Genomic DNA, 13947 nt, shown 5'->3' on the forward strand with positions numbered 1-13947 from the left:
CGGGCGGTGGCCCCACCCGACCTGACCCTGACGGCGAGCCTTCGACCGGCCGCGCTGGACGCCCGACGGGGCATCGTGCGGCTGCACCCGGAGGCGCTGACCGCGCTGGGTCTGCGACCGGGCTCGCCGGTGCGGCTGACGGGTCGCCGGGAGACCGCCGGGATCGTGGCGGCGGCCGGGGCGGGCGCGAGCAGCGCCCTGCTCTACGCCGACGACCTCACGCTCGGCAACCTGGGCGTACGGGACGGCGCGTCGGTGCGCGTCTCGCCGCTGCCGCTGACCCCGGCGGCCCGGGTCACCCTGGCCGGGCCGGTGGAGGTGATCGCGGCGGTCAGCCCGGAGATGCTCCGGCTCGCCCTGCTCGGCAAGGTGGTCACGGCCGGCGACGACGTGTCGCTGCTGCCGCAGGACGTGCTGCCGGACGCGTCGACGCGCGGTCTCGTCGAGGCGGCCCGGCGCAGCCTCGCCACCAGCGTCGGCTTCGCCTGGACGAGCACCCTGCTCACCGTGGTCACCGTCGAGGAGTCCGCCGGGTCGCTGGTCACCATGGACACGGTGGTCGCCTGGGAACACGGTCCGGCCACCCTCGGCGCGCCACCACCGGCCGGGCGGCCCGGGACGGTCGACGCCGTCGACGAGACGGACGCGCCCGACGTGGACGAGCTGCCGGGGTTGCGCGCCCAGGCGGACGAGTTGACCGAACTCCTCGACCTCGGCTTCCACCACCGGGAGGTGCTGGGCCGGCTGGGCACCACCATCTCGCTGGGCGTGCTGCTCTCCGGACCGGCCGGCTCCGGGAAGTCGGCGCTGGTCCGGGCGGTCGCGGCCCGGGTGGGTGCCCGCGTACACCCGCTGTGGGCGCCCGAGGTGGTCGCGCTGGCCGACCAGGCCGCCGCCGACCGGCTGCGCGCCGCCGCGACGGCGGCCCGTACCGCCGGGCCCGCGGTGCTGCTGATCACCGACGTGGAGGCGGTGGCCCCGGCGGACGAGCCCGGTCCGCTGGCCACGGTGTTCCGGCAGGTGCTCGCGGAGGTCGTCCGGGCGGGGGTCGCCGTGGTCTGCACCACCAGCCGACCGGAGGCCGTCGACGTGGCGCTGCGCGCCCCGGACCTGCTGTCGCTGCGGATCAGCGTGCCGCTGCCCGACGCGCCCCTGCGCCGCGAACAGCTCACCGTGCTGACCCGGCAGGTCCCGCTCGCCGACGACGTGCGGCTGGACGAGGTGGCCGGCCGTACCCCCGGGTTCGTCGCGGCGGACCTGGCCGCGCTGGTCCGGGAGGCCGGGGTACGCGCGGCGCTGCGGCAGAAGTCCGCGTCGACGCCCACGGTGTCGATGGCCGACTTCACCGCCGCCCTGGAGGTGGTCCGGCCGACGACGATGGCCGCGTCGACGTTGGAGTTGGCGTCGGTGACGCTTGACGACGTCGGCGGACTGGACGAGGTCAAGCAGACGTTGACCGAGTCGGTGCTGTGGCCGTTGACCTACCCGGACACCTTCGCCCGCCTCGGCGTGCAGCCACCGCGCGGCGTGCTGCTCTACGGACCGCCCGGTTGCGGCAAGACGTACCTGGTCACCGCGCTCGCCGGGTCGGGCCGGGCGAACGTGCTCTCGGTCAAGGGCGCGGAACTGCTCTCCAAGTGGGTGGGCGAGAGCGAACGCGCCGTACGCGAGCTGTTCCGCCGGGCCCGGGAGGCCGCGCCGACGCTGATCTTCCTGGACGAGGTCGACGCGTTGGCCCCGGTACGCGGGCAGGCCACCGACGGCGGCACCACGGATCGGGTGGTCGCGGCGCTGCTCACCGAACTGGACGGGGTGGAGGCGCTGCGCAACGTGGTGGTCGTCGGCGCCACGAACCGGCCGGACCTGGTCGACCCGGCGCTGCTGCGGCCCGGCCGGCTGGGGCGGCTCGTCTACGTGCCACCACCGGACGGTGCGGCCCGCGCGGAGATCCTGCGGGCCGCGTCCCGGAACGTGCCGCTGGCATCCGACGTCGACCTGGCCGCCCTCGGCGCGGACCTGGGCGGCTTCTCGGCCGCGGACTGCGCCGCCGTGATCCGGGAGGCGGCGCTCGCCGCGATGCGGGAGTCGCTGGCCGCCGCCACGGTCACCGCCGCGCACGTCGCTACCGCCCGCGACCGCGTCCGCCCGTCGCTGGACCCGGCCCAGGTCGCCTGGCTGGCCGCGTACGCCGCCGAGCGGGACTGAGCATCGCTCCAACCTTCTGGGGTACGCGGAGCGTTACCAGGGCAGCACATTCCTCAGTGGAGAAATCCACTCGACGACTGGCGGTGACCCTCTTGCGCAGGCTGCTCTCTCTTATCGTCGTCCCGCTGATGGCGGCGACAACCCTCGCCACGGTCGGTCCGGGCGCGAACGCCCAACCGAGGACGTCGTTCCCGTCCCGGATCGCCCTGCCCGACGGCTACTCCCCCGAAGGGCTGACGATCGGCCGGGGCACCACCGTCTACGTGGGCTCGGTCGGCAACGGGGCCGTCTGGCGGGGCGACCTCCGTACCGGACACGGTTCGGTGTTCATCGCGGGCGCTCCGGGGCGGGAGAAGGCCGGTCTCAAGCTCGACCCGCAGGGCCGGCTGTGGACCGCCGACTTCTCCGCCGGCACGGCGAGCGTCTACGACGGTGCGACCGGCGGGCAACTGGCCAACTACCGGTTCACCGACGAGCCGGGCAGCATCGTCAACGACCTCGTGGTCACCCGGCACGCCGTCTACTTCACCGACTCGGCCCGGCCGGTGCTGTACGTCGTACCGCTGCTTGCGGGTGGTCGGCTGCCCGCCGCCACCGCCGCCCGGGTACTGCCGCTCACCGGCCCGGCCGCCACGCCAGACGCGTTCAACAACGGGATCGTGGCGCTTCCCGACGGGGACCTGCTGGTCGACCAGATGTTGACCGGTCGGCTGGTCCGCGTCGACGCGCGCACCGGCGCCAGCCGTGTCGTCGACCTCGGCGGCTACTCGGTGGACCGGGCGGACGGGCTGGTGCTGCGCGGTCGCACCCTCTACGTGATCCGGAACCTGAGCAACGTCGTCGCGGTCGTCGAGCTGAACGCCGCCGGCACCGCCGGGGTGGTCCGGCGGGAGATCACCAGCCCGGCGCTGCGGTCGCCGGCCACCGGCGACCTGCTCGGCTCGGCGCTCTACGTGGTCAACGGCCGGTTCGACGTCGAGCCCGGCCCGACCGTCGACTACGACGTCGTACGACTGCCCGCCTGATCGGACGGTCGGCGGTGGCCCCGGCGGGGTCGCCGCCGATCCGTTCCGCTCAGCGAGCCGGCGGCGTCGAATCCAGGCAGATTTCGGCGTGCACCTTTCCACCATCTGAGCGCAGTTTCGCACCGCATTTCTCGAGGATGGCGAGCGCGCCGACATTGTCCGGCGTCGTCTCCGCGACGACCGCACGCATTCCGGCGCGGGCGGCGACGTTGAGCAACTCACGCAGGGCGGCCGCGCCGATGCCCTGGCCCCGCGCCGAGAGGCCGAGCCACATGCCGGTCTCCACCGTGCCCGGTTCATCACAGCGCGTCATCCGGATCATGCCCACCACCTCGCCGCCGACGAGGATCGCGTACATCTGCGAGCCGGTCGGGCCGTCCAGGCCGGCGAAGCTCGCCCGGTGGAACTCGCGAAAGGCCTCCCGGCGGGCGAGCGACCAGCCGGCGGGCGCCTCCACGGGAGGCATCACCTCACCCGGCTCGGCCTCGGCAGCCGCTACGGAGAGCAACGGCTCCAGATTCCGCTCGTCCACCGGCTCCAGCCGGACCGCACTCGCCACGTGCCGCAGTCTGCCGGCCCCATCGGCCGAAGTCCACCCCATTGGGCAGCGGATGGCGGTCCGGCCACGGGTACCGGCCGGTCGGGCGGTTCGCGTGTTTCTCCTCACGCTCCGTCGTTATTTGGCCTATGGCCCGAACTCGCAGAACACCACCGAGGCGTCGTCGGTGGGCTTGTGCCGGCGGAGCCGATCGGGATGATCGCGCTCGGCGTCCCGGACCCGACCGAGCAGCGCGGCCGGGCCTTCGGCGCTCAGCAGGTCGAGCAGTCCCGCCCAGTCGGTCAGCCCGAACTGCTCGACCGCGCTGGACGCGCCGTCGCTGAGCAGCGCCGCCCGGCGCAGGGCCGCCGAACCGTGCCGGGGCAGCGTCCCGGTCACCGCGTGGAAGGCCGCGTCCGGGTCGGCCGCCGCGACCCAGTAGCCGTGCGTACGGTTCATCCGCTCCCGCTGGATGCTTACCGCGTGCCGGAAGCGCGTGACCGGGTCCGACGCGCCCGCCGGCACGGTGGCGAGGGTCTGCCGCAGCTCGGCCATCGCGCTGTCCAGCCGGTCGTCGGTCACCACGGTGACCTGGCCGTCCACATCGAGCACCAGCGGACTGTCGCAGAGCACCAGGTAGTCGACCTGGTCGCCGCAGTCGCGCAGCAGGCAGACGGTGCTGGACGGGGTGCCCGGGTGGTCGAGGTCGCACTGCCCGCCGTGGTCGGCGCGGACGGCGAGAATGGCCGCGGCCAGGTTGCTGGTCAGGCGGGCCGCCGGGCGGGCCGCCTCGGCCACCGCGAGCCGGGCGGCCAGGTGTCGGACGTACCACTCCGGGCCGTGGACGCAGCCCGTGTCGAAGCCGTCCGGGACGGTGGCGCCGTCCAGGACACCGACCAGCGGACCGAACTGGAAGACCATGTCCTCGTTGACGGGCCGACCAGGGGCCGGCGCGGACGCGGAGCGTACCCGCATCATCAGCAGGACCCTGCCGCGGTCGTACCCCTCATGGCCCGCTCCCTCCGTTGACCCGTGCCACGGTGACGAGACGGGCGTCGCGTACCCGCGCGCGCGAGCTCCATTCCTGCGCTGCCGGGTGTCGCGGCGGCCCAGCGGTACCGTCGTCCAGCCGGCGCCACCGACACCGTCAGCGGCGGCGGTTGCGGGCCCGCGACGAGCGCAGCCGGCGGAGCCGGCCGATCAGCACGGGATCGGCGGCGAGCGCCGCCGGATTGTCCAGGAGACCGTTGAGCAGTTGGTAGTACCGGGTCGAGGAGACGCCGAAGGTGTCCCGCACGGCCTGTTCCTTGGCGCCGGCGTGCCGCCACCACTGCTGCTCGAAGGCGAGGATGGCCAGTTCGCGGGTGGTCAGGCCCGCCTGTGCGGGGACGGGCGGGGCAGGCGTCGCCTCGTCCGACGACGCGGTTCCGGCCGGCTCGCCCTCGTCGGTGCTCTCGACGGAAGGCGCGGCCCGGGGAGTCGGCACGCTCGGCGCGACGCCGCCGGCCGCCTCGGCCGGACGAGCGTCGGTGGACGGCTCGGGGGCGACCGGGGTGGCGTCGGCGGACATGACGTTCAGCCTAGTCAGCGACGGCCATGGTCGCAGTAGCCGGCGCGGCCGGCCCCGCACGTCGGGACACCCCGACGGTCGGAGCCGGCCACGTTACGCCGTTGACGTGTCGATCAGGAGATGTCGCGGCGCCGCATCGCCCAGATCGCCGCGCCGAGGATCACCACGAGCCCGACCGAGAAGATGGCGGAGGACTGCTGCCAGGTGATGTCCATCGTCTCCGGCTTGCACTCGCCGAAGTAGGTCGCGTTGCAGGACTGCCAGTTCTCCAGGGTGACGGTCTTCGTCATCCAGGCCAGCGCGTACGTGGGCAGCAGCCACGCCTCGGCGAACTTGACGCTCGCCATCGACAGCAGGATGCCGAGGCCGAACTGGCCGACAACCATCAGCGCCACGACACCGCCGAGGGCCATCGCGGTGTGCCGGCCCAGCGAGGCCAGCGCGAAGCCGATGGTGGTGATCACCAGCACCAGCGCCACACCGCGCAGCCCGGTCAGGGCGAACGACTGCCAGGCCCCCGAGGTCATCTTCTCGGTGCTGCCCCGGAAGCTGGCGACGGCCCAGAAGCCGGCGAACCACAGCACCGCGGCGGGCAGTGTCACCGCCAGGATGCCGGTGAGCAGCGCGGCCAGCTTGGTGAGCAGTACGGTGAGCCGCTTCGGCCGCCAGAGCAGCAGGTTCATCATGCCGCCGGTGCTCCACTCGGCTCCGACGAAGGACGCGCCGATCACGAACCCGACCAGGGCGAGGATCGCCGCGAACGGGACCAGTGTCTCGTCGAACGTCTTGCGGAAGTTGAACGTCGACGGCAGGAACCACTCCGCCTTGATCTCCTCGCGCGGCGGCGGAGTGATCATCGAACAGTCGTCGGGGTAGCGGCCGTCGCTCGAGGTGCCGGCCTTCTTGGCCTGCTCGCAGTTGACCCGCTCCTGCTCGCTCCAGCGGACCTGATCCTGGTACTGCTGGTCGGCCTGCCGCTCGGCCTTGGCGAGCTGGCCGGCGTCGATCTTCTGGTTGGTGAAGAAGACGCCGACCACCACGGCGGCCAGCACCAGCAGGCCGAGCAGCGTCATGTAGCGGGTGAAGCGCCGCTTGGCCAGCCGGCGCAGCTCCGTCCGATAGAGGCTCACGCGCCCCACCCTCCTCCGGTGGCGCCGGGCTGACCCGTCCCACCGACCTTCATGGACTCGTCGACCTGCCGGTGCTGGCCGGGGACCGGCGCGGTGGCGGTCAGTTCGAGGAAGACACTCTCCAGGTCGACCGCGATCGGGGCCAACTCGCTGACGTACAGGTTCTGCTCGGCTAGCAGCCGGGTCACCGACGCCGGCTTGTCGACGCCGGTCAGCATCAGGTGGTCCGGGTGCCCGGTGACCCGGATGCCGGCCCGGGTAAGGGCCTCGGTGGCCGTCGGCAGGTCACTGACCGCCTCCAGGCGTACCCGGACCGCGCCGGACGAGTGCTGGGCGAGCACCTCGTCGACCGGGCCGAAGGCGACCCGTCGACCGAGCGAGATGATGGTGACCGAGTCGCAGATGAGCTGGATCTCGCCGAGGATGTGGCTGGACAGCACCACGGTCATCCCGGACTCGGCGAGATTGCGCATCAGCGTGCGCATCTCGCGGATGCCGCCCGGGTCGAGGCCGTTGGCCGGCTCGTCGAGGATCAGCAGCCTCGGGTTCTTGAGTAGGGCGGACGCGACGGCGAGCCGCTGCTTCATGCCCAGCGAGTACGTCTTGACCCGCTCGCCGGACCGGTCGCGGAGCCCGACCAACTCCAGCACCTCGTCGACCCGCGTGGCGGGCACCTCGCCCGCCCCGGCCAGCAGGGACAGCGTGTCCCGTGCGGTGAAGTGCGGGAAGAACTGCGGGCTCTCGACGATCGCGCCGACCTGACCGGCGACGGTGGGCAGCGCGGCGGGCACCTCGTGCCCGAGCAGCGCCATCCGTCCGCCGTCGGGCCGGATCAGGCCGAGAAGCGTACGCAGCGTGGTGGTCTTGCCGGACCCGTTGGGACCCAGGAAGCCATGCACCTGCCCCGCGTCGACCTGCATGTCGAAGCCGTCGAGCGCGTTGCGGGTGCCGCGTCGACGACTCTTGTACGTCTTACGTAGACCTTCGATCTCCAGGACAGCTGGCAAGCTGCACCTCCCCCGATGGTGGGCGTGACAGCCGACACCATACGCGGTATGCAGCGGTGCGCAATACCCGGTATGCAGTGACACGCCGGTCGATGCGTTTCATCGACGGAGCGTGACCGTTCAGGCGCAGACGACCTGCACGCCGGCCGCCCGGAAGGCGTCCACCACCTCGGGCGCGGCCCCGGAGTCGGTCACCAGCGTCTCGACCCGCTCGACCGGGCAGATCCGGGCGAAGGCGTGACCGCCCAGCTTGGACGAGTCCGCTATGATCACGACCCGCTTGGCGCGCGCGACCATCAGGTTGTTCATGGCCGCCTCTCCCTCGTGGTGGGCGGCGGCGCCGAGCTGCGGGTCGATCGCGTCCACGCCGAGCAGGGCGACGTCCAGGGTGACCTCCCGCAGCAACGCGCCGCCGAGCGGGCCGACCAGCTCGAACGACTTCGGACGCACCACCCCGCCGGCCACGACCACCTTCATCCGGGACCGCACGAGAAGCTCGTTGGCGATGTTCAGCGCGTTGGTCACCACGGTGAGCTGGGCGCCCTCGGCACTGGTGTTGAGATCCGGCCGGACGGCCAGCGCCCGAGCAACCTCCGTGCTGGTGGTGCCGCCGTTGAGGCCGACCACGGTTCCGGGCGTGACGAGCGCCGCGGCGGCAGCGCCGATCCGCTGCTTCTCGGCCGAGTGCTTGGCCGTCTTGTAGCGCAGCGGCAGGTCGTACGAGACACCGTTGGCGACCGCGCCACCCCGGGTTCTGGTGATCATCTGCTGCTGGGCGAGCTGGTCGAAGTCACGCCGGATGGTCGCCTGGGAGACGTCCAGCCGCTCGGCGGCCGCCTCGACGCTGACCCGACCGTTGTCGGTCAGCATCTCCAGCAGGGCGTTCCATCTGGCGTACCGGTCCACCTCGGGGGCCCCTCCCAGTAACTGCACGGTCGGTGATTGATTGCGTGCACACTAGTGCGCGAAACTAGGCTTGCGCAAAAGGCTGGCCTGCGCGATCGGCCGGCCGGTTGCCACGACCACCTCGGTTCGCGCAGAATAACGCGCGAAATACGGCCCTTACGAGCCGTATTGCGCAGACAGGTCGGCCCTGCGAGGAGTTACTCATGGCGTACGTGGACGCGGAGATCGCGAGCCAACCCGACTGTTGGCGGGAGGCCGCGTCGCTGTCCAACGCCGTACGTGACGACCTTCCGCGCCCCGGCGAGCGGGTCGCCGTCGTCGGTTGCGGCACGTCGTGGTTCATGGCGATGGCGTACGCGGCCCGCCGCGAGCAGGCCGGCCAGGGCGAGACCGACGCGTTCCAGGCGTCCGAGTTCCCCGCCGGCCGCCAGTACGACCGGCTCATCGCGATCACCCGCTCCGGCACGACCACCGAGGTGCTGGAACTGCTCGCCGCGCTGCGGGGGCGTACGCCCACCACCGTCATCGTCGGTGACCCGGCGGCGCCCGCCGTCGACCTGGCCGCCGCCGCGGTGACCATGGCCTTCGCCGACGAGCGCTCGGTGGTGCAGACCCGTTTCGCGACGACCGCGCTGGCCCTGCTCCGGGCGAACCTCGGCGACCCGGTGACCGCGCTCGCCGCCGACGCCGAGGTGGCGGTGCGTTCCCCGCTGCCGATCGACCCGGCCACCATCGAGCAGGCCACCTTCCTCGGTCGCGGCTGGACGGTCGGCCTCGCCCAGGAGGCCGCGCTCAAGTGCCGGGAGGCGGCCACCTTCTGGGCCGAGGCGTACCCGGCGATGGACTACCGGCACGGTCCCATCTCGGTCGCCGCGCCGGGCCGGCTGGTCTGGGCGTTCGGCGAGTTGCCCGACGGGCTGCCCGAGGACGTCGCCGCCACCGGCGCCGCCTTCGTGCACAGCCGCACGCACGGTTGGCGCACGGTGCTCGGGAGCTGGTCGGCCGGTCGTACCCCGGTCGACCCGATGGCCGACCTGATCCTGGCGCAGCGATTCGCGGTCGCCCTGGCGACCAGCCGTGGCCTCGACCCGGACGCGCCACGACACCTGTCCCGGTCAGTGGTACTGGCGTGAGCGGTGCTGGGCGCGACGACCGGGTGGTCGTGGCGTTGGACGTCGGCGGCACCGGCATGAAGTGCGCCCTGGTCCGGCCGGACGGCGTGGCGGTACGCGCCGAACGACACCCCACCGACGCCGCGCGCGGGCCGGCCGCCGTGGTCGACACCATCCTCGGCGTGGCCGAAGGGCTGGCCGCCAAGGCCCGCGCCGACGGCTTCACCCCGGTCGCCATCGGCATCGCGGTCCCCGGGGTGGTGGACGAGGCGCGCGGGGTGGCGGTGTGGTCGGCGAACGTGGGCTTCCGGGCCGTACCGCTGCGGGACCTGGCGGTGCGACGGCTCGGGCTGCCCACCGCGCTCGGCCACGACGTGCGCGTCGGTGGTCTCGCCGAGGCCCGGCTCGGGGCCGGACGCGGCGCCGACCACGTGCTCTTCGTGGCGATCGGCACCGGCATCGCCGCCGCGCACGTCGTCGGCGGCCTGGCCGCCGTCGGCGCGCACGGCGCGGCCGGCGAGATCGGCCACATCATGGTCCGACCCGACGGTCCGCGTTGCGGATGCGGGCGGCCCGGCTGCCTGGAGGCGGTCGCGTCGGCGTCCGCGATCGGCCGGCGCTACGCGGAGCTGGCCGACGGCCGGCCCGACGCTCCGGTGACGGCTGCCGCCGTGGCCGAACGGGCGGCGGCCGGCGAACCGCTCGCCGCCGAGGTCTGGCGGTCGGCCGTCGAGGCGCTCGCCGACGGCCTGGCCACCGGGCAGGCACTGTTCGACGTGACGACGATCGTGCTCGGCGGCGGTCTCGCCCAGGCGGGCGACCTGCTGCTCGTCCCCCTCCGGGCGGCGCTGCACGAGCGGATGACCTTCCACCGTGAGCCGCAGCTCGTCGCGGCCGCCCTCGGCGACGAGGCCGGCTGCCTGGGGGCCGCCCTGCTCGCGCTCGACACCCTGGCCGCCGACCGTGCTTGACCAACAGGAGGAACGATGACCGAACGGGTGAACGGCCGAGTGGTGACCCCGACCGGTGTCATCCGGCAGGGCTGCGTCGAGTGGGACGGTGAACGGATCACCGCGGTGGCCGAGTACCCGTCGGTCCGCGACGGGCACTGGATCCTGCCGGGCTTCGTCGACATGCACACGCACGGCGGCGGGGGCCACACCTTCACCACAGGGGACGCCGACCAGGCCCGCGCCGCGGCCGCCTTCCACCTGGGACACGGCACCACCACGCTGCTGGCCAGTCTGGTCAGCGCGCCCTTCTCCGTGATGCGCTCGGCCACCGAGGCGTTCGCGCCGCTGGTCGACGAGGGTGTGCTGGCGGGGGTCCACTTCGAGGGTCCCTATCTCTCCGCCGCCCGCTGCGGCGCGCAGAACCCCGAGTACCTCCGGGACCCTTCCACCGAGGAGCTGTCCGAGCTGATCGAGCTGGGCCACGGCGCGGTCCGGATGGTCACCCTCGCGCCGGAGCGCGACGGCGCGCTGGAGGCGATCAAGCTGCTCACCGCGCAGCGCGTGGTGGCCGCCGTGGGTCACACCGACGCCACCTACGAGCAGACCCAGGCCGCGATCGCCGCCGGGGCGAGCGTGGGTACGCACCTGTTCAACGGCATGCGTCCGGTGCACCACCGCGAACCGGGCCCGGTGGTGGCCCTGCTGGACGCGTCCACCGTGGTCTGTGAACTGGTCGCCGACGGCGTACACCTGCACGACGGCATGCTGGCCTTCACCACCACGACCGCCGGCCCCGACCGGGCCGCGCTGATCACCGACGCGATGGCCGCCGCCGGAATGGCCGACGGCGAGTACGAGCTGGGCGGGCAGGCGGTGACCGTCGCCGACGGGGTGGCCCGGCTCGCCCGCGACGGCGCGATCGCCGGCAGCACGCTGACCATGGACGCGGCGCTGCGGCACGCCGTGCATGCCGGCATCCCGATGGCCGACGCCGCCCGGATGGCGGCGACCACCCCGGCCCGCGCGATCGGCCTGGGTGACCGCGTCGGCGCCCTCCAGGTGGGTCTCCGCTCCGACCTGGTCGTGCTCGACGACGACCTCAACGTGGTACGGGTGCTGCGCGGCGGTTCCTGGGTGGAGTGACGCGGATCGTGCCCTCCGGCGAGCGCCTGCGCATGCCTGTCGGAGAGCCTGTCGAGCTGCCCCAGATACGGGACGGGAGGGCACCGAAATCGAACCCGGCAGCAGCAGCCAACTCGACCCGACACGCCCCACCCCACATCCGGGGCAGCTCGACCCGACACATCGCGCCCCACATCCGGGGCAGCTCGACAGGGCATGAGGAAGGGGCCTGGTACCTCTCGCGGCGCAGCCCGACCGTGACGTCAGCCCATCGGCCGTGACGTCAGCCCCGATGGACGCGCGCGCTGGCGATCAGCTCAGGCTGGGGACGTCGACGCCGAGGATGGCCTGTTCGTCGGGGCGATGCACCAGCACGTCGGCCAGGTACGACTGGACCGCGTGTCGCATCCCCACGTCCCGGCCGGCCTGCTCGGAGAGCAGCCACTTGTGCTCGATGATCTGCGCGAACAGCTCCTGCGGCTCAAGCTTGCGCCGCAGGTGCGCGGGCACGGCCCGGACCACCGGCTCGAAGACCTCGGTGAGCCAGCGGTGCGCCGCCTGCTGCTCGTCGGTCAGATCGCTCTCCGCGCGGTAGGCGTCCAGGTCGTTGAGCAGCTTGCGGGCCTGGTTCTCCTCGGCGTCCAGACCGGTGAGCCGCAGCAGCCGCCGCGTGTGGTAGCCGGCGTCGACGACCTTCGGCCGGACCAGGTAACGCCCGTCCGCAGCGCTCGACATGGCCACCTCGGCCACGTCGAACCCCAGGTCGTTGAGGCGACGGATCCGGCCCTCGATGTCGTGCCGCGCCTGTCGCTCGATCGCCTGCTCGTAGGTGATCTCGTGCCACAGCCGCTCGTACCGCTGCACGACCTCCTCACAGACCAGCTCCGGGTCGATGGACTCGTGCAGCAGGCCGGCGGCCTGCAGGTCCAACGCCTCGCCGAAGATGTTCACCCGGGCGATCTCCAGGTCCTCGCCGCGCTGCCCGTTGGAGAGCGAATTGTGCAGCGCACCCGTCTCCGCGTCGACCAGGTAGGCGGCGAAGGCCCCCGCGTCCCGGCGGAACAGCGTGTTCGACAGCGAGCAGTCTCCCCAGAAGAAGCCGGTCAGGTGCATCCGCACGATCAGCGCCGCGAGCGCGTCGAGCAGCCGGCTCATCGTCTCCGGCCGAAGGGTGTGCGAGAAGAGCGCCCGGTACGGCAGGGAGAACTGGAGGTGCCGGGTGATCAGCACCGATTCGAGGGGCTCCCCGTCGTCGGCCTGCCGGTCGGCGACGACCGCCACCGCCTCGACCGAGGGAAAGTCGATCCGCTCCAACGCGCGCAGCAGGTCGTACTCCCGCTCGGCGATCCGCTCGCGGGTCTCCTTGAAGGCGTACACGTAGTCGCCCAACCGGACGAACCGGACGATGTGCCGGGAGATGCCCTGCGGCAGGGCCACCAGGTGCTGGGCAGGCCACTCTTCCAGCGGTGTCGACCAGGGCAGGTCGAGCAGCGCCGGGTCGACGAGGGCAGACGTGATCCGCACGGGGACAAGCATGACGGGTAACCCCCCGCCTCCGCCGCACATCGTGGTTGGGCCCACAGCGCCGCACCTCCCGGTCTCGCGCCGGGCCGGTAGCGTGGTCGCGTGCTCAAACCCACGGGTGTACGACGTGACCTGCGGCTTCGGCCCGTCCGCCCGGCCGGCTGGTGGTTCGACGCCCTGCTGCTGGCCGGTTTCGGGGCGGTGACCCTGGCGCTGGCCAACGGGGCGCTGCTCGGGCTGGACCTCGCGGTCCGCGAATGGGCCTACGCCCATCACCCGGCGCCGATCTACTGGACGGCGCGGGTGTTGAACTTCCTCGGGCAGGGCGGCTGGCTGCTGATGCCGATCGCCGGGGCGCTCGGGCTGGCGGTCGCGTGGCGTTCCCGCACGGTTCGGCCACTGCTGCTGCTGGCGGCGGCGTTCGTGCTGCTGTACCTGACGGTCGGCCCGCTCAAGATCCTGACCGATCGGGCAGCGCCCAGCTCGGATCTGCCGCCGGGTGAGTCCGTCCGGATCTTCAACGACCTGCCGCCCACCGAGTACGACCTCTCCTATCCGTCGGGGCACGTCGCCAACGCGATCGTCTGGTACGGGGTGATCGCCGTGCTGCTGACCGCGCTGACGGCCGGGCGACTGCACCCGAGCGGGTACCGCCTGATCCGTTTCGCACCCCCGGCGATCCTGCTGGTCACCACGACATACCTGAACTTCCACTGGCTCACCGACGGCGTCGCGGCACTGCTGCTCGGCCTCTTCCTGGACCGGCTGCTGCACCGGGTGCCGTGGGACGATCTGCCGCTCCCCGGCCGGTTACGTGAGTGGGACCGCCCGCTCACGTCGTACCCCTAGGGTTTC

At 72.8% G+C, this 13947-nt stretch carries 13 protein-coding genes; 6 read left to right on the top strand and 7 right to left on the bottom strand.

Going from position 1 to position 13947, the window contains the following annotated elements; genetic code table 11:
* The first annotated feature begins 6 nt into the window (after nucleotides 1-6).
* Nucleotides 7-2205, top strand: coding sequence for an AAA family ATPase (locus ACQP03_RS31905; protein ID WP_357392330.1), 2199 nt, complete (start codon nucleotides 7-9; stop codon nucleotides 2203-2205).
* Nucleotides 2206-2333: 128 nt separating this feature from the next.
* Nucleotides 2334-3230: a superoxide dismutase gene (locus ACQP03_RS31910; RefSeq protein ID WP_357128858.1), complete on the top strand. Its 897-nt coding sequence runs from the start codon at nucleotides 2334-2336 to the stop codon at nucleotides 3228-3230.
* A 49-nt stretch (nucleotides 3231-3279) separates the two neighbouring features.
* Here the strand turns inward: ACQP03_RS31910 and ACQP03_RS31915 are convergent, their stop codons facing one another.
* The 6 genes from ACQP03_RS31915 to ACQP03_RS31940 all read right to left on the bottom strand — a co-directional run bounded on the left by ACQP03_RS31915 (nucleotide 3280) and on the right by ACQP03_RS31940 (nucleotide 8381).
* Nucleotides 3280-3789: a GNAT family N-acetyltransferase gene (locus tag ACQP03_RS31915; protein ID WP_357128855.1), complete on the bottom strand. Its 510-nt coding sequence runs from the start codon at nucleotides 3787-3789 to the stop codon at nucleotides 3280-3282.
* 126 nt (nucleotides 3790-3915) lie between these two features.
* The gene (locus tag ACQP03_RS31920; protein WP_357392329.1) at nucleotides 3916-4746 is read right to left on the bottom strand and encodes a hypothetical protein; all 831 of its coding nucleotides are present in this window, start codon (nucleotides 4744-4746) and stop codon (nucleotides 3916-3918) included.
* Between the two features lie 169 nt (nucleotides 4747-4915).
* Nucleotides 4916-5338 (bottom strand): DUF3263 domain-containing protein, encoded by a 423-nt coding sequence (locus tag ACQP03_RS31925; RefSeq protein WP_357172476.1) that lies wholly within the window; start codon nucleotides 5336-5338, stop codon nucleotides 4916-4918.
* A gap of 113 nt (nucleotides 5339-5451) precedes the next feature.
* Complete coding sequence (locus tag ACQP03_RS31930) at nucleotides 5452-6468, bottom strand: ABC transporter permease subunit (protein WP_357172479.1); 1017 nt, start codon at nucleotides 6466-6468, stop codon at nucleotides 5452-5454.
* Nucleotides 6465-7388: an ATP-binding cassette domain-containing protein gene (locus tag ACQP03_RS31935; RefSeq protein ID WP_433461234.1), complete on the bottom strand. Its 924-nt coding sequence runs from the start codon at nucleotides 7386-7388 to the stop codon at nucleotides 6465-6467. Before ACQP03_RS31935 ends, ACQP03_RS31930 begins: the two co-directional genes overlap by 4 nt.
* Nucleotides 7389-7595: 207 nt before the next feature.
* Nucleotides 7596-8381 (bottom strand): DeoR/GlpR family DNA-binding transcription regulator, encoded by a 786-nt coding sequence (locus tag ACQP03_RS31940; protein ID WP_053654382.1) that lies wholly within the window; start codon nucleotides 8379-8381, stop codon nucleotides 7596-7598.
* A gap of 203 nt (nucleotides 8382-8584) precedes the next feature.
* On the opposite strand from ACQP03_RS31940, the gene ACQP03_RS31945 reads away from it, so the two are divergent.
* From ACQP03_RS31945 to nagA, 3 genes are read left to right on the top strand one after another with little or no spacing between them, the layout of a single operon-like run.
* On the top strand, nucleotides 8585-9514 hold the full coding sequence (locus tag ACQP03_RS31945; protein ID WP_357172482.1) for an SIS domain-containing protein: 930 nt from the start codon (nucleotides 8585-8587) through the stop codon (nucleotides 9512-9514).
* A 56-nt stretch (nucleotides 9515-9570) separates the two neighbouring features.
* The gene (locus ACQP03_RS31950) at nucleotides 9571-10464 is read left to right on the top strand and encodes an ROK family protein (RefSeq protein WP_433461236.1); all 894 of its coding nucleotides are present in this window, start codon (nucleotides 9571-9573) and stop codon (nucleotides 10462-10464) included.
* Between the two features lie 15 nt (nucleotides 10465-10479).
* Entirely contained in the window at nucleotides 10480-11589 is a 1110-nt protein-coding gene (gene nagA / locus ACQP03_RS31955; protein ID WP_357128833.1) for an N-acetylglucosamine-6-phosphate deacetylase, read from the top strand.
* A 291-nt stretch (nucleotides 11590-11880) separates the two neighbouring features.
* On the opposite strand, the gene ACQP03_RS31960 is transcribed toward nagA, so the two are convergent.
* The gene (locus tag ACQP03_RS31960) at nucleotides 11881-13092 is read right to left on the bottom strand and encodes a DUF4032 domain-containing protein (protein ID WP_396832453.1); all 1212 of its coding nucleotides are present in this window, start codon (nucleotides 13090-13092) and stop codon (nucleotides 11881-11883) included.
* Nucleotides 13093-13194: 102 nt separating this feature from the next.
* Between ACQP03_RS31960 and ACQP03_RS31965 the strand changes: the two genes are divergently transcribed.
* A complete protein-coding gene (locus tag ACQP03_RS31965) occupies nucleotides 13195-13941 on the top strand; it encodes a phosphatase PAP2 family protein (RefSeq protein ID WP_433459490.1) in 747 nt (248 codons plus the stop codon).
* The last annotated feature ends 6 nt before the right edge of the window (nucleotides 13942-13947 follow it).

The organism is Micromonospora sp. CA-248212 (assembly GCF_050948405.1).
GTDB lineage: Bacteria > Actinomycetota > Actinomycetes > Mycobacteriales > Micromonosporaceae > Micromonospora.